We start from the raw sequence: 21,611 nt of genomic DNA on the forward strand, positions 1-21,611 counted from the left end.
CTGGCCCGTCCAGTATGGCGAGCTATCCACCCACTTTGTACGGGGCCGGGCGGGAGCCGGGGCCGAGCCGTGACATGGCCCGGAGGATGTGTTTGGGCGGGAGTTGCCAGCGTAGACGTGCGGGGACACAGCGCAGAAGGGTGCCTGTGGCACGCAACTGGCGGGTGACGGTGGCGGGTTTCGGGGCCGGTCTGCCGTACAGCTCGTGGGCGTACGGCGGCAGAGCGGCGTACGCCAGTTGTGCCACGCGCCGCCACAGCACCTCGCGCGCCGGGACGAGGAGGGGGTGCGTCGGCGGGCGGAGCAGGAAGTCGTCCACGGCGCGCGCCTCGGGTCCGACGGCGAGTTCGGGGCGCACCTTGTCGAAGTAGGCGGCCAGTTCGGCCTGGTCGGCGGGTACGGCGTCCGGGTCGAGGCCCACCAGGCGGGCGCTGACCCGCTGTTCGGCTATGTAGCGGTCGGCCAGTTCGTCGGTGAGCCGGAATCCGGAGCGGCGCGCGACCCCCAGATAGGAGTCGATCTCCGCGCAGTGCACCCACAGCAGCAGCTCGGGTTCGTCGACGCCGTACCGCTCCCCCGTGTCCGGGTCGACGGCCGACAGCATGGTGTGGATCTTCCGGACGCGGGCCCCCGCCTTCTCCGCCGCCTCGGTGGTGCCGTAGCTGATGGTGCCGACGAAGTTCGCGGTACGCAGCAGCCGGCCCCAGGCGTCCTTGCGGAAGTCGGAGTTCTGCATGACCCCGCGCACCGCACGCGGGTGCAGGGCCTGGAAATAGAGCGCGCGGACACCGGCGACCCACATCATCGGGTCGCCGTGCATCTGCCAGGTCACCGACTTCGGTGTGAACAGTCCGGGATCACCCATGCCACGAAGGCTAACGCCGTACCCTCGGCATCCCCAGACCGATCCACGAGATGATCTCCCGCTGGATCTCGTTGTTGCCGCCGCCGAAGGTGAAGATCACGGCCGAGCGGTAGCCGCGTTCCAGCTCCCCGTGGAGCACCGTGCCCGCGGAGCCCTCCTTCAGGGCGCCCGCCGCGCCGACGATCTCCATCAGCCAGGCGTAGGCGTCGCGGCGGGCCTCGGAGCCGTACACCTTGACCGCGGAGGCGTCCTGCGGGGTGAGGGTGCCGTCCTGGACCGCGCTGACCATCTGCCAGTTGAGGAGCTTGAGGGCGTCCAGCCTGGTGTGGGTCCGGGCGAGGAGGCGGCGCACCCAGGGCAGGTCGACGACGCGGCGGCCGTCGGCGAGCTTGGTCTCCGTGGCCCACCGCTGGACGTCGTGCAGGGCGCGGATCGCCATGGTGCCGTGGGCGGCGAGGGTGACGCGTTCGTGGTTGAGCTGGTTGGTGATCAGCCGCCAGCCCTGGTTCTCGGCGCCGACGCGGCGGGAGACGGGGACGCGGATGTCCTCGTAGTAGCTGGCCGTGGTGTCGTGACCGGCGAGGGTGTTGATGACGGTGCAGGAGTAGCCGGGCTCGGTGGTCGGCACCAGCAGCATGGTGATGCCCTTGTGGGGCGGGGCTGCCGGGTCGGTACGGGTCGCGAGCCAGACCCAGTCGGCGGTGTCGCCGTTGGTCGTCCAGATCTTCTGGCCGTTGACGACGTACTGGTCACCGTCGCGCACCGCGCGCGTCTTCAGCGAAGCCAGGTCGGTGCCCGCGTCGGGCTCGCTGTAGCCGATCGCGAAGTCGATCTCGCCGGAGAGGATCTTGGGCAGGAAGTACGCCTTCTGCTCGTCGGTGCCGAACTGCATGATGGTCGGCCCGACGGTGTTCAGTGCCATGAGCGGCAGCGGCACACCGGCCTGGGCGGCCTCGTCGAAGAAGATGAACTGCTCGATCGCGCTCAGCCCGCGTCCGCCGTACTCCTTGGGCCAGCCCACGCCGAGCCACTGGTCCGCGCCGAGCCGCCGGATGATGTCGCGGTAGTAGCGCTTCTGCTCCCGCCGGTCGCCGTGGCGGGCGAGCGAGTCCTCGGGCACCAGCTCGGCGAAGTAGGCGCGCAGTTCGGTGCGCAGCCGCTGCTGCTCGGGCGTGTATTCGAGATGCACGGCGCCTCCAGGCTCCCCGGGACCGGTCCTGTCGGCGCACACGGTAGAACGTGTTCCAGAAATTGGGAATGGCGAGGGCACACGAAAGGGCCCCCGGAGTACCGGGGGCCCTTTCGTCGGTGCGGTGACGCCTGAACCGCTCAGTGGGCCACGGGAGCCGGCCGCGCGCCGGCGGCCTTCTCCGCAGCCGTCCTCGGAGCCAGCAGCCGCTCCGCCAGCAGCCCGAAGACCAGCCCGAAGGAGGTCCACAGGGTCACCTGGACGGCGAGGGCGGCAAGCCGGTACTGCCACAGGAGGCCGGCCGGGAAGTGCTCCGGGACCTCGCTGAACGACGGCAGGAAGGCATACGCCAGACCGACCGCGAGGACGAAGAACGCGCCCGCCGCGACGGTGGCGTTCCAGTTGCCCAGGCGCGGCGCGAGGCGCTTGCCCAGGATGACCGTCCCGATCGCCAGCAGCACGCTGAGCACGATCATCAGGAAGAACAGCGCGGTGCGCTGGTCGAGGGTGTCGGGGTCGCCCACGGCCGGCGGGTTGGCCGGGTACTTCAGGAACGGGACGACGTAGACGCAGACCAGTCCGGCGGCCGCCAGGAGCAGCGCGCTCGCACGCGGCCCGAAGCGACCGATCCGGCCCAGCGCGAAGCAGTACGCGAGCGCCGCGATGCCGCCGAAGGCGACCCCGTAGACGAGGACGCCGGTGGACAGGCCCGCGGTGGACTGCAGGGTGCGGCTGACGAGTTCCTCGCCGCCGTGCTCGTGGGCGTGGGCCTCCTCGAAGGCGATGGCCCGGTCGACGCGCGGTTCGCCCAGGAAGTACGCGACGACGAGGGCGGCCAGGCCCGCGGCGAGGCCCGCGAGCATGCCGCGGACCAGTAGGTTTCTGACAGTTGCGGAGTTCATGCGCAGGAGGGCTTCCTCGTCGCTGTCAGTGGCAGGGGAAGCCGAGCAGGTGGCGGGCGTCGTGCACCCACTCATGGACCCCCTCACCGGAGATGAGGGAGGTGGCGCCCTGTTCGGCGCCGACGAAGTAGAGCAGGACCAGCATCAGCACGCCGAAGAAGACCGCCCAGGGGGCGATGGCGCCGATCGGGAGTTTCGCTGGTACCGCGGTGGAACCGGTGGTCGGCTGGGCGACGGACTGCGCCATGGCAGGTACCTCCTGGGGGAACTCGCGTCCCGTGTCAGTGGTGCACAGGACGACGGGGCGGGTCTGACTCACCCGGCCCGCACCCGAAGGGCGTTCCCGGCATACAGTGGCGCGACCGTGCCGGAATCCCACCGGCTTCCACCGAACCGTCGTCGATATCGACGAGACGGTACCGCGTGGGAGAGGTGCGGCCAAGAGCGCACGGGAGCACCCCGAGCGCTCACCGAGGGCCGTTCGGCCCGTCAAATACCGATCTTGGAGGGGCTGTTGAGCCGGGGAACGGGCATATGACGAGCCGAGTGACGTTGATCTCACCGGCGGTCACCAAGGCGCTGCGGGAGGCCCGATTCGATGACGGCTGCTCCCTCGACGCGTCCGGCCGACGCCTCGCCGAGGCCGCGGCGGGCTCGCTCCCGGTGGCGGAACGGATCGTCCGCTCCCCCACCGTGCGCTGCCGCGAGACGGCCGCCGCGCTCGGACTCGACGCCGCGGACGCCGTGTTGCTGGCGGCTCTGGACGCCGGACGGTGGCGCGGCTCGACGTTGGCCGCGGTGAGCGCCGAGGAGCCGCAGGCGCTGGCGCGTTGGCTGTCCGACCCCGACTCCGCGCCGCACGGCGGGGAATCGGTGCGCGCGGTGTGCGACCGGGTCGGCTCATGGCTGGAGACGGTGGCCCAGGCGGAGGGGCTCACCGTCGCCGTGGCCGAGCCCGAGATCGTGCGCGCGGCGGTCGTCCGGGCGCTCGGCGCACCGGAGTCGGCGTTCTGGCGTGCGGACGTCCCGCCGCTGACGGCCGTCGAGCTCAGCGGCCGGGCAGGGCGCTGGAACGTACGCCTGGGGCACCCCCTCGGCCGAGGCCGAGACTGAGGCCGGACCTGGTCAGTGCAGAGTGACCATGAAGTCCGTGCAGGCCTGCGCGCACGTCCGGCAGGCTTTCGCGCCCTCTTCACCGCCCGGCAGCCCGTCGAAGGCGTGCGCGGTCTCCAGGCACACCGTCCGGCACCACTCAAGCTGGACGCGGATGCCGTTCTCGTCCAGTCGGTTCTGCTCGGACAGCAGCCGGCAGGTCGCGTCGCAGACCTCCGCGCACATGATGCCCTTGCGTCGTACGAGTTCCTGTTGCTCGGTCCCGTCCGGATCCACGAGGCTCGCCCGCAGCGCGCACGCCCGGGCACACTCGGTGCACGCCTGCGCACACGCGAAGCGGTCCTCCAGGAATCGGAAGAGCTCCTGCTGCGTCGTCGTCGTTGTCACACCGCGCGGGTAGCCGCCGTGCATCGTGTCAAACCCGGTGTTCGCCAGGGGTGCGGCCGGATTTTCGGTTGTGGTTCATGCGGCACGCGAGGGGTACTCGCGTGCCATGACTACTGCATGGATGGACGTGGCCGCGGGCCGCGGCGCTGTCGGCGTCGGGCTGATCGTCGCTGGTGTCGTGGTCGTGACGTTGCTGATCGGTGCCTTCTGGCTGGGTTCCCGGCTACGTCGCCGCGAGCTCCCGCCGCCGACCCCCGAGGAGCAGCCACGGCTGCCGGAGGGCGGACCCGTCCGTGAGGTCGTGGAGAACCGGGAGCCCGACGAGGTGCCCCGGAGCGATCACCGGATGACCCCGCACGAGTCCCCCGCGTTCGGCAATTCCTCCAGCCGGACCGGCCCGGAGAAGGAACGGCCCCAGTGGAGCGAGGGCAGCGGCGGTTCCTTCGGCAGCGGCGGCCCCGGCGGCCGCTGACCCCCGCACCGCACGCCGTACGACGCACCCGGCCCCTTCGCCCCCGTGACCCGGGCCTTCTGAACACCGATACTGCCAGGAGCAGCCTTTCGGCCACCAGGAGGTCCTCCATGAAGATGTTGATCAACGTCCCGGAGAGCGTTGTCGCGGACGCCCTGCGAGGCCTGGCGGCCGCCCATCCCGAACTCACCGTGGATGTCGAGAACCGCGTGATCGTACGGCGGGACGCCCCCGTGGCCGGCAAGGTCGGCCTGATCTCCGGCGGCGGCTCCGGGCACGAGCCGCTGCACGGGGGTTTCGTGGGCCCCGGCATGCTGTCGGCGGCGTGCCCCGGTGAGGTGTTCACCTCCCCGGTCCCGGACCAGATGGTGCGGGCGGCGGCCGCCGTGGACAGCGGGGCCGGCGTGCTGTTCATCGTGAAGAACTACACGGGTGACGTCCTCAACTTCGACATGGCCGCCGAACTCGCCGAGGACGAGGGCGTCCAGGTCGCCAAGGTGCTGGTCAACGATGACGTGGCGGTCACCGACAGCCTCTACACGGCGGGTCGGCGCGGCACGGGCGCCACCCTGTTCGTGGAGAAGATCGCGGGCGCCGCGGCGGAGGAGGGCCAGCCGCTGGAGCGGGTGGAGTCGATCGCCCGTCAGGTCAACGAGAACTCCCGCAGCTTCGGCGTCGCGCTGAGCGCGTGCACCACGTACGCCAAGGGCAGCCCCACCTTCGACCTGCCCGACGGGGAGCTGGAGCTGGGCATCGGCATCCACGGCGAGCCGGGCCGGGAGCGGCGGTCGATGATGACCTCCGGCGAGATCGCCGACTTCGCGGTGAACGCGATCCTGGAGGACCTGAACCCGCGCAACCCGGTCCTGCTGCTGGTCAACGGCTTGGGAGCGACCCCGCTGCTGGAGCTGTACGGGTTCAACGCCGAGGTGATGCGGGTGCTCACCGCCCGGGGCGTGGCGGTGGCCCGCACGCTGGTCGGCAACTACGTCACCTCCCTCGACATGGCGGGCGCCTCGGTCAGCCTGTGCCAGATCGACGAGGAACTCCTGCGACTGTGGGACGAGCCGGTGAAGACCGCGGGGCTGCGCTGGGGCATGTGAGCCGACGGCACCGGGCAGTCAACGCACCTACCACGCAAGGAGATCCAGTGCTCGACGCCGACTTCTTCCGCCGCTGGATGACAGCGACCGCCGCGTCCGTCGAACGTGAGGCGGAACGGCTGACGGACCTCGACTCGCCCATCGGGGACGCCGATCACGGCAGCAATCTGCTGCGGGGGTTCCGCGCCGTGACGGCGGTGCTGGAGAAGGAGGCGCCGGACACGCCGGGTGCGGTGCTGACGCTCGCCGGACGGCAGCTCATCTCCACGGTGGGCGGGGCGTCCGGGCCGCTGTACGGCACGCTGCTGCGGCGGACCGGCAAGGCGCTCGGGGAGGACGCCGAGGTGAGTGAGGACCGGTTCGGCGAGGCGCTGCGGGCCGGGGTGGACGCGGTGATGGCGCTGGGTGGTGCCGCGCCCGGCGACAAGACCATGATCGACGCGCTTGTGCCGGCTGTGGACGCGCTCGGCGACGGCTTCGTCGCGGCACGGGCCGCCGCCGAGGAGGGCGCGCTGGCGACGACGCCGTTGCAGGCCCGCAAGGGGCGGGCGAGCTATCTCGGTGAGCGCAGCATCGGGCACCAGGATCCCGGGGCCACCTCGGCCGCTCTGCTGATCGCGGGGCTCGTGGAGGCCGACGGTGAGTGACGGCAAGCTCGTCGGGATCGTGCTGGTCTCGCACAGCGCGGACGTGGCCGCGTCGGTGGCGGAGCTCGCCAAGGGGCTGGCGGGCCCTGGTGTCGCGGTACCCGTCGCGCCGGCGGGCGGCACCGAGGGCGGCGGGCTGGGCACGAGCTCGGAACTCATCGCCGCGGCCGCCGCCTCGGTGGACCGCGGTGCCGGGGTCGCGATCCTGACCGATCTCGGCAGCGCGGTGCTCACCGTGAAGGCGCTGCTCGCCGAGGGCGACGAACTCCCGGACGACACCCGTCTGGTGGACGCGCCGTTCGTGGAGGGCGCGGTGGCGGCGGTGGTCACCGCGTCGACGGGCGCCGACCTGGCGGCGGTGGAGGCGGCGGCCGCGGAGGCCTACACCTACCGCAAGACCTGAGGTCAGCCCCCGCGCACGAAGAGGCGGGCCAGCCGCTCCCCCGTCGCGATGGCGGCGGCATGGTCCTGGATGGGTTTCACCTGCGAATCCTTGAAGACGATGTAGGTGACCCCGGAGGCCGTGCCGCCGACGCGCGGGTCGGGATCGATGCCGAGCGCCTCGGCGCTGGCGTAGGAGGCCTCGCCGATGATGTCGCGCGGGCCCACGTCGCCGACCACCGCGTACTGCACCCGGTTCCGGTGGATGACGGCGGCGACCGAGCCGCCGCGCACGCCGCTCGCGCGGTAGTCCCAGATGGCGCTCGGGGTGGGCACGACGATGTACGGGAGGCGTTCGGCGTTCAGCTGGCGGCCGTCGGACTGCTGGTAGGCGGTGGCGGCGCTGAAGGACGGGTCGGTACTGCGGTTGCAGCGCAGGCCCGGCCGGCCGTCGCAGTCGATGTCCATGTCCGCCTTCCAGAAGACGGCCTCCCGGGTGCCGCAGACGCGGACGGTCGCGGGCCGGCCGTCGTCGCTGCGGTACCGGCCGCGCGAGACCTGGGCGCAGTCACGTACCTTGGCCAGCAGATCGGCGGCCCGGACGTCGCCCTCGTGCCGAGCGGCCACCGGCTCCTGCCGGGCCGTCGGCTCGACAGTGGGCGACATCGTCGGAGCGGCGAGCAGGGCGGCGCCAGCCGCGACCAGCGTCAGTGACTGCACACGCACGATGAGGGACCCTCTCCTGGGGGACATTGACGGACACTCAGCCAAATCTGCTGCTGTTCCGATCAAGCGGCCACCGATAGGGGGCCGGACGGTGCACATCCCCTGGTCGGTGGCGCGTGTCCCCGAACTGGCGACAGGGGCCGGGCGCCTGAGCCCGCGTCGGCTCCGGCCGCCCGGCCGCCCGCGTCCGGCGCGGGAACAGCGACGACAGCGGCCCGCGCCAACGGCACGAACTCCCGATCCCTCAAGGGGAGTTCGACCGCGAGGAGCTTCAGCATACGTAACCGTTCCCTCCGGTCACCCACGACGGCCCTCTTGATGTTCTCCCGCCGACGGCGCCATATTGGTCCGGACCAATACCGTCCCCGGGGAGGCCGCTCGTGCGCCGTGCTCTCGCACTCCCCGCAGCACTCCGCGGGGCACTGTGCGCAATGTTCTGCGGAGTGCTCACGCTCCTCGCCTCCTGCGCCTGGAGCGGCGACGGCGAGGCCCGCCGCCTCCCCGCGGCACCCGCGGGCATCACCGCCGTGGCCGGCAGCGCGACCAGCGTGCACGTCATGTGGAACGCGACCGACGGGGACGTCACGGCCTACGAGGTGTATCGCGGCACCACGAAGGTGAAGGAGGTACCGGGTTCCGCGCACATGGTGGACGTCACCAGGCTCAGGCCGTCCACCACATACGTCTTCACCGTGCGGGCCCGGGGCACCGACGGGCAGGTGGGCCCGAGCAGCCGGGAGGCCCGCGCCACCACACCGGCGGCCGTGACGGCGGACGGTTCGGCGCCGACAGCGCCCGGGAGGCCGCAGGGCCGGGTGATCGGCAGCCGGGCCGTACAGCTGTCCTGGTCCGCGTCCTCGGACGACCGGGGTGTGCTGTCGTACGACATCCACCAGGGCGCCGCGAAGATCCACAGCGTCGGGGGAAACCAGACGGCGACGGTGGTGACGGGGCTGCGGCCGGGCACCCGCTACGCCTTCACCGTGCGCGCCCGGGACGCGGCCGGCAACGTCTCCCCGGCGAGCGGCACCGTCCGCCTCACCACCGCCCCGGGCACCGACGACGGTCGCGGCACGGCGCCCACCGGCTTCCGCGCGAGGACGCGTCTCGGCGACGACGGGGCGTACTACCTCGACCTCTCCTGGGTCCCGCCGCGCGCGGACGGCGTGGTCACGGAGTACCAGGTCCACCTGGACGGCCGTCCGGCCACCTCCCTGGTGTTCGGCGGGAACCCGCCGAGCGGCCGGGCGACGTACAGCTTCTATGCGGGCCGGGACGCCGGGATCACCCAGCGGGTGCGGATCCGGGCCAGGCTGCCGGACGGGACCTGGGGCGGGTTCTCGGCGGAGCGGACGGTGACGACCGGCGCCGGGGAGCCGTGACGGCACCTCGCGTCTGGGCCGTACGAAGGAATCCGTCACCTGCCCGGAGGCGGTCAGGGTGCGCTCCGGCCCGCGGGCACGTTGGCTGCCCCTGAGGCGCACGGGCGATTCCCGACCTCGGCGGCGCTACGGATGTACCGCCAACCGTGCCGCCGGAGGGCAGTCCATGCGTACTACTCAGCTTCTCCTCCGCTCCGGCCTGACCGCTGCCGCCGCCGTCGCGCTGGCCGCCGTACCGGCGGCCGCGGCTTCGGGGATTTCCGTCAGCACCACCGGATCCACGGTGTCCGTCACGACCAGCGCCTGCAGCCAGGTGAACGGCAGCTGGGGCGCCGCCTCGCTCCTGAACAGCGGCCAGGCGAACTTCGCCCAGGGCCGTCAGGTGACGCTATCGGGGACGACGTCCCTGCAGTCGGCCGCCTGGTCGAACGTGAGCCCCGGCACCTACACCGTCATCGTGATGTGCGCGAACAACAGCACGGCGGGCACCCAGTCGGTCATCGTCTCGACGACGACCACCCCCACGATCTCCGCCACGGCCTCCCCGTCGCGCGGCGTCATGGGCGGCCTCGGCGGTGCCGCCGAGGACTACGGTCCGCTCACCCTGGGTGCAGGTGCCGCCCTCGTCGGGATCGGCGGGATCGCGGCGGCCTGGTTCCTGCGCCGTCGCGCCAAGCCCTACCGGCTCTGATCGGGCAGCTCGGCGAACTCCTCCAGCGCGTGGGTGAGCCACCGCGTCCAGAAGGTCTCCAGGTCGATACCCGCCCGCAGGATCAGGTGCTGCAACCGGTCCTGCGGGCTGTCCTTCCCGGGCGGGAAGTCCCGCTTCTCGATCTCCTCGTACTCGGCGAGCTGCCTGCCGTGCACCTCCAGATGGCGGCGCAGATCGGCCTCGATGCCCTCGGTGCCGACCACGGCCGCCGCCCGCAGCCGCAGGAACAGGCTGTCGCGGTACTGCTTGGGGTCCTGGGACGCGGCGGTCCAGCGGGCCAGTTCGTCGCGGCCCGCCGGCAGCACCTCGTACCGCTTCTTCTGCCCACGGGCCGGCTGCTCCGGCGCAAGAGCCCGGATGTGGCCCTCCGCCTCGAGTTTTCCCAGCTCGCGATAGATCTGCTGATGCGTCGCCGACCAGAAGTAGCCGATCGACTTGTCGAAACGGCGGGTCAGCTCCAGCCCCGAGGACGGCCTTTCCAGCAGGGCGGTGAGGATCGCGTGCGGGAGTGACATGGAGTCATCCTAGGGACGGCCCCCTAGAGGGCGGCCGCGACCTCGGTGCCCTGCTTGATGGCCCGCTTGGCGTCCAGTTCGGCGGCCACGTCGGCGCCGCCGATGAGGTGGGCGCTCACGCCGGCGGTGACCAGCGCCTCGTACAGGTCGCGGCGCGGCTCCTGTCCGGTGCACAGGACGATGGTGTCGACCTCCAGGACCGTGCTCTCCTCGCCGACGGTGACATGGAGACCGGCGTCGTCGATCCGGTCGTAGCGCACGCCCGGGACCATGGTGACGCCGCGGTGCTTGAGTTCGGTGCGGTGGATCCAGCCGGTGGTCTTGCCGAGCCCCGCGCCGACCTTGGTGGTCTTGCGCTGGAGCAGATGCACGGTGCGCGGCGGTGCGGGGCGCTCGGGGGCGGTGAGTCCGCCGGGGCCGGTGTGGTCCATGTCGACGCCCCAGAGGCGGAAGTACGTCGCCGGGTCCTCGTGCGCCTTGTCGCCGCCGTCGGTGAGGAACTCGGCGACGTCGAAGCCGATGCCGCCCGCGCCGAGGACGGCGACCCGCCGGCCGACGGGGACGCGGTCGCGCAGGACGTCGAGGTAGCCGACGACGCTCGGGTGGTCGACACCGGGGATGTCGGGGGTGCGGGGGGTGACGCCGGTGGCGACGACGACCTCGTCGAAGGCGGCGAGGTCCGCGGCGGCGGCCCAGGTGTTCAGCCGTACGTCGACGCCGTGCCGGTCGAGCTGGTGGCGGAAGTAGCGGATGGTCTCGTCGAACTCCTGCTTGCCGGGGACCTGGCGGGCGACGTTGAGCTGGCCGCCGATCTCGCTCGCGGCGTCGAAGAGCGTCACGTCGTGACCGCGTTCGGCGGCGCTCACGGCGCAGGCGAGTCCGGCCGGGCCCGCGCCGACGACCGCGACCCGCTTGCGCAGCCGGGTCGGCGACAGCACCAGCTCGGTCTCGTGGCAGGCGCGCGGGTTGACCAGGCAGGAGGTGATCTGACCGCTGAAGGTGTGGTCGAGGCAGGCCTGGTTGCAGCCGATGCAGGTGTTGATGGCCTCGGGCGTGCCCGCCGCGGCCTTGGTGACGAAGTCGGGGTCGGCGAGCATCGGGCGGGCCATCGACACCATGTCCGCGTACCCGTCGGCGAGCAGCTCCTCGGCGACCTCGGGGGTGTTGATGCGGTTGGTGGTGACGAGGGGGATGCCGACCTCGCCCATGAGTTTCTTGGTCACCCAGGTGTAGGCGCCGCGCGGCACCGACGTGGCGATGGTGGGGATGCGGGCCTCGTGCCAGCCGATACCGGTGTTGATGATGGTCGCGCCGGCCGCCTCGACGGCCTTGGCGAGCGTGACGACCTCGTCGTGGGTGGAGCCGCCGGGGACGAGATCCAGCATGGACAGGCGGTAGATGATGATGAAGTCCTCGCCGACGGCCTCGCGCACCCGCCGCACGATCTCCACGGGGAACCGCATGCGGTTCTCGTACGACCCGCCCCAGCGGTCGGTGCGGTGGTTGGTCTGCGTGGCGATGAACTCGTTGATGAGGTAACCCTCGGAGCCCATGATCTCGACACCGTCGTAACCGGCCCGCCTGGCCAGAGTGGCGGCGCGGGCGTAGTCGTCGATGGTCTGCTCGACCTCGGCGTCGGTGAGCTCGCGGGGCGGGAACCAGCTGATCGGCGCCTGGATCGGGCTCGGCGCGACGAGGCCCTCGTGGTAGGCGTACCGGCCGAAGTGCAGGATCTGCATCGCGATGCGGCCGCCCTCGCGGTGCACGGCCTCGGTGATCTCCCGGTGCTGCTCGGCCTCCGCCTCGGTGGTGAGCTTCGCGCCGCCGTCGTAGGGCCGTCCCGCCTCGTTGGGCGCGATGCCGCCGGTGACGATCAGGCCCACTCCGCCACGCGCGCGTGCCGCGTAGAACGCCGCCATCCGCTCGAAGCCGCGCTCGGCCTCCTCCAGACCGACGTGCATGGAGCCCATGAGGACCCGGTTGGGCAGCGTGGTGAAGCCCAGGTCCAGCGGGCTCAGCAGGTGCGGGTAACGGCTCATGGGGCCCCTCCGTGGGCGGGTGTCGTGGCTTCTGTTGTAGAGGACGACGGCCGCCTTTTGCAACTAGTTGCATAATCGGGGGTGCGTGACACGGGACACCCTCGGGCACAGTGGCCCCATGACCGCGGAGATCGTCGAACTCGCCCAGCAGCTGATCCGCCGCCCGAGCCGCGGCGGAATCGACGACTACGCCCCCGTCCTGGGCGTTCTGGAGGGCTGGCTGGCCACGCGGGAGCTGCCGCACCGACGCCTGTACGACGACGCGGGCAGCCTCACCGGCCTGCTGGTGGAGGTCCCGGGCGGCCTGCCCGGACCCTGGTGGGCGCTCGACGCCTGCGTGGACACCGCCCCCTACGGCGACGAGGGGGCCTGGTCGTTCCCGCCGGACTGCGGGGACGTGGTGGACGGCTGGCTGCGGGGGCGGGGAGCGGCCGACTCGAAGCTCGCGGCGGCGATGTTCTGCGCCATCGCGGCGGAGCTGCACGGCCGTACGTTCCGCGGCGGGCTCGCGGTCCTGCTGGACGTCGACGAGCACACCGGCGGCTTCGGCGGCGCCCGCGCCTATCTCGCCGATCCGGCGGCGGTGCGCCCGGCGGGGGTGATGATCGGCTACCCCGGGCCGGCCGAGGTGGTGGTCGGCGGGCGGGGGTTCTGGCGGGCGACGATCGCGGTGCACGCGGAGTCGGGGCACTCGGGATCGAGGCGTACGACGCCCGGTGCGGTGTCCCGTGCGGCGCGGCTCGTACGGCTCCTGGAGGAGAGCGAACTACCGGGCGCCCACGGGGAGTTCCCGCTTCCGCCGAAGCTGACGGTGACCTCGATCCGGGGCGGCGAGGGCTTCTCGGTGGTGCCGGACCGGTGCGAGGTGGGCGTGGACATCCGCACGACGCCCACCTTCGACGCCCGAGCGGCGGAGGCCCTGGTCCGCGCGCCGGCGGCGGAGCTGGGCACACCGGCCACGGTCACTCCGGTGGCCTCCTGGCCGCCCTTCCGTCTCGCCGCGGACGAGCAGCCCGCCGCCGCGCTCCTGGACGCGACCCGCAGTGCGGGGCTGACGGTCCGGGCGAAGACGGCGGGCCCTTCCAACATCGGCAACCTGCTCGCGGCGGAGGGAATCCCGGCCACGGCGGGGTTCGGCGTGCGGTACGAGGGTCTGCACGGCACGGACGAACGCGCGTGTCTCGCGGACCTGCCGACGGTGTTCGCCGTCTACCGCGAGACGGTGTCCGGCCTCCTGGCCGGCGGGCCGCGGTGAGACGACGACCCGTCCGCGGCTTTCCGGTTCAGCGGCTCTCCAGACGAACGTGCAGTTCCCGCTCCTGGTCCCCGGACGCCGAGGACAGTTCACGCACCGTGAACATGGAGTCCAGCGTGGTGCGCAACCGCTCGATGGCCCAGTAGCCGCCCTGCGCGTCGGCCTCCACGGAGGACGACAGCCTCGCGGGCGGCGGGCACGAGCGCGCGTCGGTGACCTCGAACGTCCCGAGCCACACCATGGGCCGTGACTCGTGCAGCTGCTGCGGCACCTCGTCGGCACCCCGGTCGGACTCGAAGCACGTGGACAGCGTGTCGAACACGATCCGGGCGTCCTCCTTGCTGCAACCGCTGATCTCGATGGAGACGGACTCCTCATGCGATCGGTCCATCACGATGGCTCCTCTCGTGGCGATGGCGCGGTAACCACGGGTTCCCCGCGAACCGCGCCACATCCCAGAAAAGCACCACTGCGTCGACGGGACCAGTGAGGACCTCGGCTCCCGGCGCATTGACCATGCGCAGACCAAGGGCGGAGGTGCCGCGCTGCTACCGTCGCCGGACGTTCTCCGGCGTGTTGAGGGATGGTGGAGGAGGGCGCCGCGGGCGCCCCGGCGACGGTTGAGCGCGGTACAACAGGGGAGTCGGCACGGGGGACGACGTGCCGTGTGGACGGTCGAAGGCGGTGCGTGCGATGAGTGCAACCGGGTCTCCGGTCGCCGAGGGCGACGGGCCGGTGCGCGGGGCCATACGGCCCAGCGGACTGCTCGACGTGCTGGGCGTGGCCTCGGTCGTCCTGGACGCCGAGGGCAGGATCGTGCTGTGGAGTCCGCAGGCCGAGGAGCTGTTCGGCTACTCGGCACGCGAGGCGCTGGGGCAGTTCGCCGCCCGGATCATGGTCCACGAGCAGTACCTCGACCTGGTCATCAAGCTGTTCGCCGACGTCATGGTCACGGGCGAGGGCTGGGCCGGTGCCTTTCCGATCCGGCGCAAGGACGGCAGCACGCGGCTGGTGGAGTTCCGCAACATGCGCCTCCTCGACGACCGCGGGGACGTGTACGCGCTGGGGCTCGCGGCCGACCAGAACACCGTGCGCGGCCTGGAACGGGACGTGGCGCTGTCGACGCGGATGATCTCCCAGTCCCCCATCGGGCTCGCCGTCCTGGACACCGATCTGCGGTACGTCACGGTCAACCCGGAACTCGAACGGCTCAACGGCGTCCCGGCCGAGGAACACATCGGCCGGACCATGGGCGAGGTCCTGCCGCAGATCGACGTCGAAGGCGTGGAGGCGGCGGCACGCGGGGTGCTGGAGACCGGTCGCCCGCTCGTCGACCAGCACACCCTGGGCCGTACCCCGGCCGACCCGGACGAGGACCATGCCTGGTCCGTCTCGCTGTACCGGCTGGAGGACACGGTCGGCACCGTGCTGGGCGTCGCCGTCTCGGTGGTGGACATCACCGAGCAGCACCGGGCGGCCGTCGCGGCGGAAGCGGCCCGGCGGCGTCTCGCCGTCATCGCGGACGCCTCCGTCCGTATCGGCACCACTCTGGAGCTGGACCGCACGGCCCGTGAGCTGGCCGAGGTCGCCGTGCCGGAGCTCGCCGACATCGCCGCCGTGGATCTGTTGGACGCGGTGATGGAGGGCAGGCGCAGCATCCTCGGTCCCACCGAGCCGGCCGTGATCCGTGCCCTCGCCGTCCAGGCGGACCACCCCTCGGAGGCCCTCAGCGCCGCCGACCCGCCCGGGCAGGTCGCCCGGTACGGCGCCGACCGTCTGGTCACCGAGTGCGTGCGCACGGGACAGCCGGTCATGGTGGCCGAGGTCGCGGAGGCCGACCTGCCCCGCATCGCCCGCTCCCCCGAGGCGGCGGGACAGCTGGCCCGCGCGGGCGTCCACTCGTATCTGGCCGTGCCGCTCATCGCGCGCGGCGAGGTGCTCGGCGCCCTCGACCTCAAACGCACCCGCAATCCGCTGCCGTTCAGCGAGGACGACCTGCTGCTGGCCCGGGAGCTGGCGTCCCGGGCGGCCGTGCAGATCGACAACGCCCGCTGGTACCAGAACGCCCGCGACACCGCCCTGACCCTCCAGCGCAGTCTGCTGCCCAGCCATCCGCCGGTGACGGGCGGCCTGGAGGTCGCCTCCCGCTACCAGCCCGCGGGGGCGACCGCCGAGGTCGGGGGCGACTGGTTCGACGTGATCCCCCTCGACGGCCGCAGGACCGCGCTGGTCGTGGGCGACGTGATGGGCAGCGGCATCAACGCCGCCGCGACCATGGGCCGGCTGCGCACCGCGACGAACACCCTGGCCTCCCTGAACCTGGAACCGGCCCGGCTCCTGGAGCACCTCGACCGGATCACCCAGGACCTCGAGGACTCCATCGCCACCTGCGTCTACGCCGTCCACGACCCGCAGCTGCGCCAGTGCCGGATCGCCAACGCCGGGCACCTGCCGCCCGTCCGCCTCCGCTCGGGACGCAAGCCGGAACTCCTCGACCTGCCCACCGGGGCGCCGCTGGGCGTGGGCGGGGTCGCCTTCTCCACCACGACCGTCGACCTGGAACCCGGCGACCGGCTGGTGTTCTACACGGACGGTCTCGTCGAGACCCGCCAACACCCCCTCGACGAACGCCTGGACGCGCTCCTGGACCTCCTCGACGGCCCGGACCGCCCCCTGGAGGAGGTGTGCGACCTCCTGCTGCGCACCCTGCACCAGCCGGACAACTCCGACGACGTGGCGCTGCTCATCGCCCGCGCGCAGACGCCGGGTTGACCTTCCCGATGCACAGGAACCCGTTACCCGCCCCTTATCGGCCGCCCCGCACCATCTCAGCAAGACGTGGCATCGGGACGCCGGGTGGGAGCGAGGCATGACGCACGATCCGGATCAGGAAGCGACACCGCCCGAGGTACTCGTCGGGCCGGGCGAACACACTCCGCTACGAGACCGTCGGCGACGCGGGTCACGGGCCTGGCTGGAGGTTCGGCGCCGGCGGCGAGGCCGTGCACGGCGAGGCGACCGTCAAGGACCGGGACACCGGCGAGTGCGTCGTCCGGGTGTGGCAGCGCGGCACCGTCGAGAAGGTGGACGGCGACCGGGTGACCGTCAAGAGCGAGGACGGGGCCCGGTGGACGTGGACCGTGAACGCGGACACGACCGTCCTGCGTGAGGGCACCAAGAATTCCGGGGCCGACGACCTGAAGCAGGACGAGACGGTCCACGTGACCGGTACCCGGTCCGACGGCGGCACCCGGACGGCTTCCCATGCCGTGGCGGGCACCTGGGAGCGCAAGGGTCCCGAGAGCCGGCGCGACGGGCTCCCGGGCCACGGACACCGCGGGTGGGCCGAGCCGAGCCCCTCCGGTGGCGCTACGACCTGACGCCGATCACGACGTTGGCGTACCACTCCTCGGAGACGACCACCCGCGATGTCAGTCCCGCGCGGGTGAAGGCGTCGACGGCCGTGGGCGCCTGCCGTTCGCTCGTCTCGACGAGCAGACAGCCGCCGGGCGCAAGCCACTCGGGTGCCCCGGCGGCGACCCTGCGCAGCACGTCCAGCCCGTCGCTCCCCCCGTCCAGGGCGACCAGCGGTTCGTGCTCGCGCGCCTCCGCGGGCAGGAACGCGACCTCGTCGGTGGGGACGTACGGCACGTTCGCCGCGAGGATGCCGACGCGGCCGCGCAGTCGCCCGGACAGCGCCTCGTAGAGGTCGCCCGCGTGGACGTGGCCGCCGAAGGGGGCGATGTTGCGCCCCGCGCAGCGCACCGCGGCCGGGTCGATGTCGGCGGCGTGCAGTTCGGCACCGCCGAGCGCGTCGGCGAGGGCCGCTCCCACCGCGCCCGAGCCGCAGCACAGGTCCACGACGACGGAGGCGTCCGGGGCGTGGGCGAGGGCCTGTTCAACCAGGAACTCGGTGCGGCGGCGGGGCACGAAGACCCCGGGTTCCACGACGATGCGCAGCCCGCGGAACTCGGCCCATCCGACGACGAGTTCGAGGGGGGCGCCGCCGGCGCGGCGGTCCACCATCGCCGTGAGTTCGTCCGGGGTGCGGGCGGCGGCGAGGATCAACTGGGCCTCGTCCTCGGCGAAGACGCAGCCCGCGGCGCGCAGTGCCGTCACGACGGAGGCGCGCGAGGAGGCGGAAGTGGCAGTCATGGAGGCAGCAACCCTACCCGCCCACGGCCTCCCCTGGTCGGCATACCCGACTCGCCCAAGTTGTACTATGCAACGAGAGTCGTGGAGGAGGTTTCGTGGACGCAACCGAGGCCGTCGAGAGCATCCAGCGCGAGATGACGATCTTCGCCCGGCGGGCCCGGGCGTCGGCGGGCCGTATGCACCCCGAGCTGTCGCTGGTCTCGTACACGCTGCTCGGGCACCTGGAGGAGCGCGACGGCTGCCGCGCCACCGACCTCGCCGCGCACTACGCCCTCGACAAGTCCACCGTCAGCCGCCAGGTGGCCGCGCTGGAACGCGCCGCGCTCGTCGAGCGGCGCCAGGACCCGGAGGACCACCGTGTGCAGGTGCTGCATCTGACGGAGACCGGCCGGCAGATCCTCGCCCAGGTCACCGTGAGCCGCCGGGCCGCCTTCCGGGAGCGGCTCGCGAACTGGCCGGAGGAGGATCTCGCGCGGTTCGCCGACTACCTCGTGCGCTACAACGCCTGGCCGGGCCCGCAGGAGAGCTGAGCGCCTAGGACACGGCCACCAGCCGTTCCGGCGCCCGTGCCGCGGCGAACGCGGTCCTGCGACGGAGCCGGAAGCCCAGGGACTCGTACAGCCGGATCGCACCGGTGTTCCCGGCGGCCGTGTGCAGGAACGGCGTCTCACCGCGCTCCCTGATGCCGTACGCGACGGCGTGGATCAGCCGGGTCGCCAGGCCCTCGCCGCGGAAGGCGGGGTCGGTGCAGACCGCGCTGATCTCGGTCCACCCGGGCGGGTGGAGCCGCTCCCCCGCCATGGCGACCAGGGCCCCGTCCCGGCGTATGCCCAGGTAGGTGCCCATCTCGATGGTGCGCGGCAGGAAGGGGCCTGGCCGGGTGCGCTCGACCAGGTCGAGGATCTCGGGCACGTCGGCGGGGCCGAGGCGTACGGCCTCCGGTTCCGGTGCGGCGGCCACCCCGTCGTCGACGAGCTGTACGCCGTCGATGCGGGCCGTGATCTCCCAGCCGTCCGGCACCTCGCCCCGGTAGCCGGGCAGCGGGACCTCGGCGCCGGGACCCGCGAGAGCCGCGAGGTCGGCCCAGTCGTCGGCGTCCGGCTCGTCCGGCAGGGCGAGCCAGGGCGAGACGTCCAGCGGGTAGCGCACGACGCGTCCGCGGCGCTCGGCGAAGTGGGCGTGCGGCCCCGTCAGGGAGGCGAGGGCGGGGTTGTCGAGGATGTGGGGTATGCCGGGGCGGGGCGTGCCCGTCTGTGGCGTGCCGTGGCTCATCCGGCCACCTCGATCACGACCTTGCCGCGCGCATGACCGTCCTCGACGGTGCGCAACGCCTCGCCGGCCTCGGCGAGCGGGAACCGCCGCACGACATGCGGGTCCAGCTCGCCCTTCACCACCAACCGCGCCACGGCGTCCAGCACGGCGGAGGTACGGGCCCGGATCACCCTGGCGCCGCCCAGCCGCTCCACGTCCTGCTCCGACGCCCCCGCGGTGATCAGCTTCGTCCGGTCCGTCAGCAGCGTCGCCGCCTCGGTCAGCACCTCGCCGCCGACGAGGTCGTAGACCCCGTCGACGCCGTCCGGTGCCGCCGCGCGCGCCCGGTCGGACCAGTCCGGTCCCGACGGGACGTGGACGGCGCCCAGCGACTCGACGAAGTCCTTCTTGCCCGCGCTCGCGACCCCCACCACGCGGATTCCGAGCGCCCGGGCGATCTGCACGGCCGCAGCACCGACTCCGCCGCCCGCGCCGGTGACCAGCAGGGTCGCCCCCGCGGGCAGGTCCAGCTGGCGCACCCCGTCGTACGCCGTCGCGGCGGCCACGGGCAGGGTCGCCGCGTCGGCGAAGGCCAGCCCGGCCGGCTTGTGCGCGGCCACCGCGACCGGGAGCAGGGCGTACTCGGCGTAGCCGCCTGTCAGCGCGTCGCCGAAGACCTCGTCCCCGGCGGCGAACCCGTCGACGCCGTCCCCGACCGCCTCGACGACACCGGAGACCTCGCTGCCGAGGACCGCGGGGAACACGCGCTCGCCGGTGTCGGTGGGCCGGCGGTATCCGGTCCGCAGCTTCCAGTCGACCGGATTCACGCCCGCGACACGCACGGCGACCAGCAGCTGTCCGGGTCCGGGCACGGGCCGCTCGACCTCGACGAGTGCCTCGGTCTCCGGACCGCCGTACCGCGTGAACACGTACGCCTTGGGCATGGCTCCACTCTCCTTCGCTCGCGCCGGGCACCAGTCGGAAGGAAGATCGGCGAACAGCTATTCCCCGGGCGGCGGAGTGTTCATACGGCCGCAATGATCGCGGTCCTGACCAGGGACGGAGCACCGCCGACCACAGCGTACGGTTGAACCATGAACGTCACCCGAGGCTTCACCGGGCGCCCCCGCGCCCACAACGCCGGGCTGCCTCCCGGCCAGTACGACGCGGGCGACGACTGGCCCGTGCTGTCCGCGGAGGTCACGCCGGAGCTGTCGCCGGCCGAGTGGACCTTCCGCGTCGACGGGCTGGTCGAGGAACCGCACACCTGGGACTGGGACGAGGCGCACGCGCTGCCGGGTTCGGTGTACGAGGGTGACATCCACTGTGTGACGAGCTGGTCGAAGTTCGGGGTGCGGTTCGGGGGCGTCTCGCTGGACGCCTTCCTCGATGTGGTCCGTCCCCATGGGTCCGCCACCCATGTCGTCGCCTACTCCCACACCGGCTACACCACCAACCTGCCGCTGGCCGACGTGACCGGCGGCAAGGCGTGGATCGCGTGGGAGTTCGACGGGAAGCCGCTGTCCCCCGAGCACGGCGGGCCGGCGCGGCTGCTCGTGCCGCACCTGTACTTCTGGAAGAGCGCCAAGTGGATCGCGGGCCTGCGGCTCCTGGATCAGGACGAGCCGGGGTTCTGGGAGCAGAACGGCTATCACGCGCGGGGCAACCCGTGGGAGGAGCAAAGGTACTCCGGTGACTGAGCAAGCCGTGGAAGCGCCGTCCTTCACGCCCCCGACGCGGTTCGCCGTGCCCGGCCGCATCGCCGTCAGCAACCGGGCCGCCGCGCTGTGGCAGACCGCCACGCTCACCGAGATCCGCCGGGAGACTCCGCACGCCGCCACCTACCGGTTCGCGGTGCCCGCCTGGGCGGGACATCTGCCCGGCCAGCATCTGATGCTGCGGCTCACCGCCGAGGACGGCTATGTGGCCCAGCGCCACTACTCGATCGCGTCCGCGCCCGACGACGCGGGGCACATCGAGCTGACCCTGGACCATGTCGAGGGCGGCGAGGTGTCGGGCTGGTTCCACACGGTCGCCCAGCCCGGTGACGAGGTCGAGGTACGCGGCCCCCTGAGCGGCTTCTTCGCCTGGCCCGGCGACCGGCCCGCGCTGCTGATCGGCGCCGGCTCCGGGGTCGTCCCGCTGATGTCGATGGTGCGGCACCACCGGGCACAGGGCCTGTCCGTACCGCTGCGGCTGCTGGTGTCGGCGCGCAGCCCCGAGGAGCTCATCTACGCGGGCGAGTTCGGCGCCGAGACGACGCCCGTCTTCACCCGCAGGGCCCCGCAGGGGGCACCGGTGGGGCGTATGGCGGCCGCACATGTGGCGCCGCTCCTGGCCGAGCAGCCTCCCGGTGGGTGGGAGGCCTATGTGTGCGGCTCCAATGCCTTCGCGGAGCACGCGTCGCGCTTGCTGGTCGCGGCGGGACAGCCGGTGGAGCGGATCCGGATCGAACGGTTCGGCTGATCGTCCCCGCCATCGCTCCGTTTCACGGGCAAGACGGCCGGGCACTCCTGT

General features: G+C 72.4%; 25 protein-coding genes. 13 read left to right on the top strand and 12 right to left on the bottom strand.

Annotated elements, in window-relative coordinates:
* Positions 1-22: 22 nt before the first annotated feature.
* The 4 genes from OG381_RS07090 to OG381_RS07105 all read right to left on the bottom strand — a co-directional run bounded on the left by OG381_RS07090 (position 23) and on the right by OG381_RS07105 (position 3,203).
* Positions 23-865 carry an oxygenase MpaB family protein gene (locus tag OG381_RS07090; RefSeq protein ID WP_327715250.1) on the bottom strand — a complete coding sequence of 281 codons (843 nt, stop codon included), beginning with the start codon at positions 863-865 and terminating at the stop codon, positions 23-25.
* Positions 866-875: 10 nt separating this feature from the next.
* Entirely contained in the window at positions 876-2,054 is a 1,179-nt protein-coding gene (locus OG381_RS07095) for an acyl-CoA dehydrogenase family protein (RefSeq protein WP_327715251.1), read from the bottom strand.
* A gap of 140 nt (positions 2,055-2,194) precedes the next feature.
* Positions 2,195-2,956: a CbtA family protein gene (locus OG381_RS07100; protein WP_307034516.1), complete on the bottom strand. Its 762-nt coding sequence runs from the start codon at positions 2,954-2,956 to the stop codon at positions 2,195-2,197.
* Positions 2,957-2,981: 25 nt separating this feature from the next.
* Entirely contained in the window at positions 2,982-3,203 is a 222-nt protein-coding gene (locus OG381_RS07105) for a CbtB domain-containing protein (RefSeq protein ID WP_327715252.1), read from the bottom strand.
* A gap of 287 nt (positions 3,204-3,490) precedes the next feature.
* Between OG381_RS07105 and OG381_RS07110 the strand changes: the two genes are divergently transcribed.
* Positions 3,491-4,069, top strand: a complete 579-nt coding sequence (locus OG381_RS07110; protein WP_327715253.1) for a histidine phosphatase family protein — start codon at positions 3,491-3,493, stop codon at positions 4,067-4,069.
* Between the two features lie 12 nt (positions 4,070-4,081).
* Here the strand turns inward: OG381_RS07110 and OG381_RS07115 are convergent, their stop codons facing one another.
* A complete protein-coding gene (locus OG381_RS07115) occupies positions 4,082-4,456 on the bottom strand; it encodes a ferredoxin (protein WP_266896596.1) in 375 nt (124 codons plus the stop codon).
* Positions 4,457-4,562: 106 nt separating this feature from the next.
* On the opposite strand from OG381_RS07115, the gene OG381_RS07120 reads away from it, so the two are divergent.
* From OG381_RS07120 to OG381_RS07135, 4 genes are all read left to right on the top strand, one after another.
* Positions 4,563-4,928 (top strand): DUF6479 family protein, encoded by a 366-nt coding sequence (locus OG381_RS07120; protein WP_327715254.1) that lies wholly within the window; start codon positions 4,563-4,565, stop codon positions 4,926-4,928.
* A 110-nt stretch (positions 4,929-5,038) separates the two neighbouring features.
* Positions 5,039-6,031, top strand: coding sequence for a dihydroxyacetone kinase subunit DhaK (gene dhaK / locus OG381_RS07125; protein ID WP_327715255.1), 993 nt, complete (start codon positions 5,039-5,041; stop codon positions 6,029-6,031).
* A gap of 47 nt (positions 6,032-6,078) precedes the next feature.
* A complete protein-coding gene (gene dhaL, locus OG381_RS07130) occupies positions 6,079-6,678 on the top strand; it encodes a dihydroxyacetone kinase subunit DhaL (protein ID WP_327715256.1) in 600 nt (199 codons plus the stop codon).
* Complete coding sequence (locus OG381_RS07135) at positions 6,671-7,081, top strand: PTS-dependent dihydroxyacetone kinase phosphotransferase subunit DhaM (protein WP_327715257.1); 411 nt, start codon at positions 6,671-6,673, stop codon at positions 7,079-7,081. The genes dhaL and OG381_RS07135 overlap by 8 nt, the downstream gene beginning before the upstream one ends.
* Positions 7,082-7,083: 2 nt before the next feature.
* On the opposite strand, the gene OG381_RS07140 is transcribed toward OG381_RS07135, so the two are convergent.
* Positions 7,084-7,785, bottom strand: coding sequence for a glycoside hydrolase family 75 protein (locus OG381_RS07140; RefSeq protein WP_327715258.1), 702 nt, complete (start codon positions 7,783-7,785; stop codon positions 7,084-7,086).
* A 431-nt stretch (positions 7,786-8,216) separates the two neighbouring features.
* On the opposite strand from OG381_RS07140, the gene OG381_RS07145 reads away from it, so the two are divergent.
* Together OG381_RS07145 and OG381_RS07150 are read left to right on the top strand one after the other, a co-directional pair.
* Complete coding sequence (locus OG381_RS07145; protein ID WP_327722406.1) at positions 8,217-9,167, top strand: fibronectin type III domain-containing protein; 951 nt, start codon at positions 8,217-8,219, stop codon at positions 9,165-9,167.
* Between the two features lie 166 nt (positions 9,168-9,333).
* The gene (locus OG381_RS07150; protein ID WP_327715259.1) at positions 9,334-9,858 is read left to right on the top strand and encodes a hypothetical protein; all 525 of its coding nucleotides are present in this window, start codon (positions 9,334-9,336) and stop codon (positions 9,856-9,858) included.
* Here the strand turns inward: OG381_RS07150 and OG381_RS07155 are convergent.
* Together OG381_RS07155 and OG381_RS07160 are read right to left on the bottom strand one after the other, a co-directional pair.
* The gene (locus OG381_RS07155) at positions 9,846-10,394 is read right to left on the bottom strand and encodes a PadR family transcriptional regulator (protein ID WP_327715260.1); all 549 of its coding nucleotides are present in this window, start codon (positions 10,392-10,394) and stop codon (positions 9,846-9,848) included. The genes OG381_RS07150 and OG381_RS07155 overlap by 13 nt on opposite strands.
* A 23-nt stretch (positions 10,395-10,417) precedes the next feature.
* Complete coding sequence (locus OG381_RS07160) at positions 10,418-12,433, bottom strand: NADPH-dependent 2,4-dienoyl-CoA reductase (RefSeq protein WP_327715261.1); 2,016 nt, start codon at positions 12,431-12,433, stop codon at positions 10,418-10,420.
* Positions 12,434-12,551: 118 nt separating this feature from the next.
* Between OG381_RS07160 and OG381_RS07165 the strand changes: the two genes are divergently transcribed.
* Positions 12,552-13,688 (top strand): M20 family metallopeptidase, encoded by a 1,137-nt coding sequence (locus tag OG381_RS07165; protein ID WP_327715262.1) that lies wholly within the window; start codon positions 12,552-12,554, stop codon positions 13,686-13,688.
* 28 nt (positions 13,689-13,716) lie between these two features.
* Here OG381_RS07165 and OG381_RS07170 read toward each other — a convergent pair whose 3' ends face one another.
* Positions 13,717-14,079, bottom strand: coding sequence for a hypothetical protein (locus OG381_RS07170; protein WP_327715263.1), 363 nt, complete (start codon positions 14,077-14,079; stop codon positions 13,717-13,719).
* Positions 14,080-14,381: 302 nt separating this feature from the next.
* On the opposite strand from OG381_RS07170, the gene OG381_RS07175 reads away from it, so the two are divergent.
* Both OG381_RS07175 and OG381_RS07180 read left to right on the top strand, forming a co-directional pair.
* Positions 14,382-16,460: a SpoIIE family protein phosphatase gene (locus OG381_RS07175; protein WP_327715264.1), complete on the top strand. Its 2,079-nt coding sequence runs from the start codon at positions 14,382-14,384 to the stop codon at positions 16,458-16,460.
* A 230-nt stretch (positions 16,461-16,690) separates the two neighbouring features.
* Complete coding sequence (locus tag OG381_RS07180; RefSeq protein WP_327715265.1) at positions 16,691-17,068, top strand: DUF5666 domain-containing protein; 378 nt, start codon at positions 16,691-16,693, stop codon at positions 17,066-17,068.
* Here OG381_RS07180 and OG381_RS07185 read toward each other — a convergent pair.
* On the bottom strand, positions 17,058-17,843 hold the full coding sequence (locus tag OG381_RS07185) for a putative protein N(5)-glutamine methyltransferase (RefSeq protein WP_327715266.1): 786 nt from the start codon (positions 17,841-17,843) through the stop codon (positions 17,058-17,060). The two genes, OG381_RS07180 and OG381_RS07185, sit on opposite strands and share 11 nt — an antisense overlap.
* Positions 17,844-17,977: 134 nt before the next feature.
* Between OG381_RS07185 and OG381_RS07190 the strand changes: the two genes are divergently transcribed.
* Positions 17,978-18,373 (top strand): MarR family winged helix-turn-helix transcriptional regulator, encoded by a 396-nt coding sequence (locus OG381_RS07190; RefSeq protein WP_443062027.1) that lies wholly within the window; start codon positions 17,978-17,980, stop codon positions 18,371-18,373.
* 4 nt (positions 18,374-18,377) lie between these two features.
* Here the strand turns inward: OG381_RS07190 and OG381_RS07195 are convergent, their stop codons facing one another.
* Positions 18,378-19,115, bottom strand: coding sequence for a GNAT family N-acetyltransferase (locus OG381_RS07195; protein WP_327715268.1), 738 nt, complete (start codon positions 19,113-19,115; stop codon positions 18,378-18,380).
* A complete protein-coding gene (locus OG381_RS07200) occupies positions 19,112-20,038 on the bottom strand; it encodes an NADP-dependent oxidoreductase (protein WP_327715269.1) in 927 nt (308 codons plus the stop codon). Before OG381_RS07200 ends, OG381_RS07195 begins: the two co-directional genes overlap by 4 nt.
* Before the next feature lie 150 nt (positions 20,039-20,188).
* On the opposite strand from OG381_RS07200, the gene OG381_RS07205 reads away from it, so the two are divergent.
* Entirely contained in the window at positions 20,189-20,794 is a 606-nt protein-coding gene (locus OG381_RS07205) for a sulfite oxidase-like oxidoreductase (protein WP_327715270.1), read from the top strand.
* Positions 20,787-21,560: a ferredoxin reductase gene (locus OG381_RS07210; RefSeq protein ID WP_327715271.1), complete on the top strand. Its 774-nt coding sequence runs from the start codon at positions 20,787-20,789 to the stop codon at positions 21,558-21,560. The genes OG381_RS07205 and OG381_RS07210 overlap by 8 nt, the downstream gene beginning before the upstream one ends.
* The last annotated feature ends 51 nt before the right edge of the window (positions 21,561-21,611 follow it).

It is taken from the genome of Streptomyces sp. NBC_00490 (genome assembly GCF_036013645.1).
GTDB classification, from domain to species: domain Bacteria; phylum Actinomycetota; class Actinomycetes; order Streptomycetales; family Streptomycetaceae; genus Streptomyces; species Streptomyces canus_F.

What these genes read in the sequence shown, in the direction of transcription:
- OG381_RS07090 (WP_327715250.1), bottom strand. Translation starts at nt 865, where the DNA reads ATGGGTGATCCCGGACTGTTCACACCGAAGTCGGTGACCTGGCAGATG.
- OG381_RS07150 (WP_327715259.1), top strand. Translation starts at nt 9,334, where the DNA reads ATGCGTACTACTCAGCTTCTCCTCCGCTCCGGCCTGACCGCTGCCGCC.
- OG381_RS07190 (WP_443062027.1), top strand. Translation starts at nt 17,978, where the DNA reads ATGACGATCTTCGCCCGGCGGGCCCGGGCGTCGGCGGGCCGTATGCAC.
- OG381_RS07100 (WP_307034516.1), bottom strand. Translation starts at nt 2,956, where the DNA reads ATGAACTCCGCAACTGTCAGAAACCTACTGGTCCGCGGCATGCTCGCG.
- OG381_RS07120 (WP_327715254.1), top strand. Translation starts at nt 4,563, where the DNA reads ATGACTACTGCATGGATGGACGTGGCCGCGGGCCGCGGCGCTGTCGGC.
- OG381_RS07200 (WP_327715269.1), bottom strand. Translation starts at nt 20,038, where the DNA reads ATGCCCAAGGCGTACGTGTTCACGCGGTACGGCGGTCCGGAGACCGAG.
- OG381_RS07145 (WP_327722406.1), top strand. Translation starts at nt 8,217, where the DNA reads ATGTTCTGCGGAGTGCTCACGCTCCTCGCCTCCTGCGCCTGGAGCGGC.
- OG381_RS07205 (WP_327715270.1), top strand. Translation starts at nt 20,189, where the DNA reads ATGAACGTCACCCGAGGCTTCACCGGGCGCCCCCGCGCCCACAACGCC.
- OG381_RS07105 (WP_327715252.1), bottom strand. Translation starts at nt 3,203, where the DNA reads ATGGCGCAGTCCGTCGCCCAGCCGACCACCGGTTCCACCGCGGTACCA.
- OG381_RS07170 (WP_327715263.1), bottom strand. Translation starts at nt 14,079, where the DNA reads ATGGACCGATCGCATGAGGAGTCCGTCTCCATCGAGATCAGCGGTTGC.
- OG381_RS07110 (WP_327715253.1), top strand. Translation starts at nt 3,491, where the DNA reads ATGACGAGCCGAGTGACGTTGATCTCACCGGCGGTCACCAAGGCGCTG.
- OG381_RS07155 (WP_327715260.1), bottom strand. Translation starts at nt 10,394, where the DNA reads ATGTCACTCCCGCACGCGATCCTCACCGCCCTGCTGGAAAGGCCGTCC.
- OG381_RS07175 (WP_327715264.1), top strand. Translation starts at nt 14,382, where the DNA reads ATGAGTGCAACCGGGTCTCCGGTCGCCGAGGGCGACGGGCCGGTGCGC.
- OG381_RS07160 (WP_327715261.1), bottom strand. Translation starts at nt 12,433, where the DNA reads ATGAGCCGTTACCCGCACCTGCTGAGCCCGCTGGACCTGGGCTTCACC.
- OG381_RS07195 (WP_327715268.1), bottom strand. Translation starts at nt 19,115, where the DNA reads ATGAGCCACGGCACGCCACAGACGGGCACGCCCCGCCCCGGCATACCC.
- dhaK (WP_327715255.1), top strand. Translation starts at nt 5,039, where the DNA reads ATGAAGATGTTGATCAACGTCCCGGAGAGCGTTGTCGCGGACGCCCTG.
- OG381_RS07185 (WP_327715266.1), bottom strand. Translation starts at nt 17,843, where the DNA reads ATGACTGCCACTTCCGCCTCCTCGCGCGCCTCCGTCGTGACGGCACTG.
- OG381_RS07165 (WP_327715262.1), top strand. Translation starts at nt 12,552, where the DNA reads ATGACCGCGGAGATCGTCGAACTCGCCCAGCAGCTGATCCGCCGCCCG.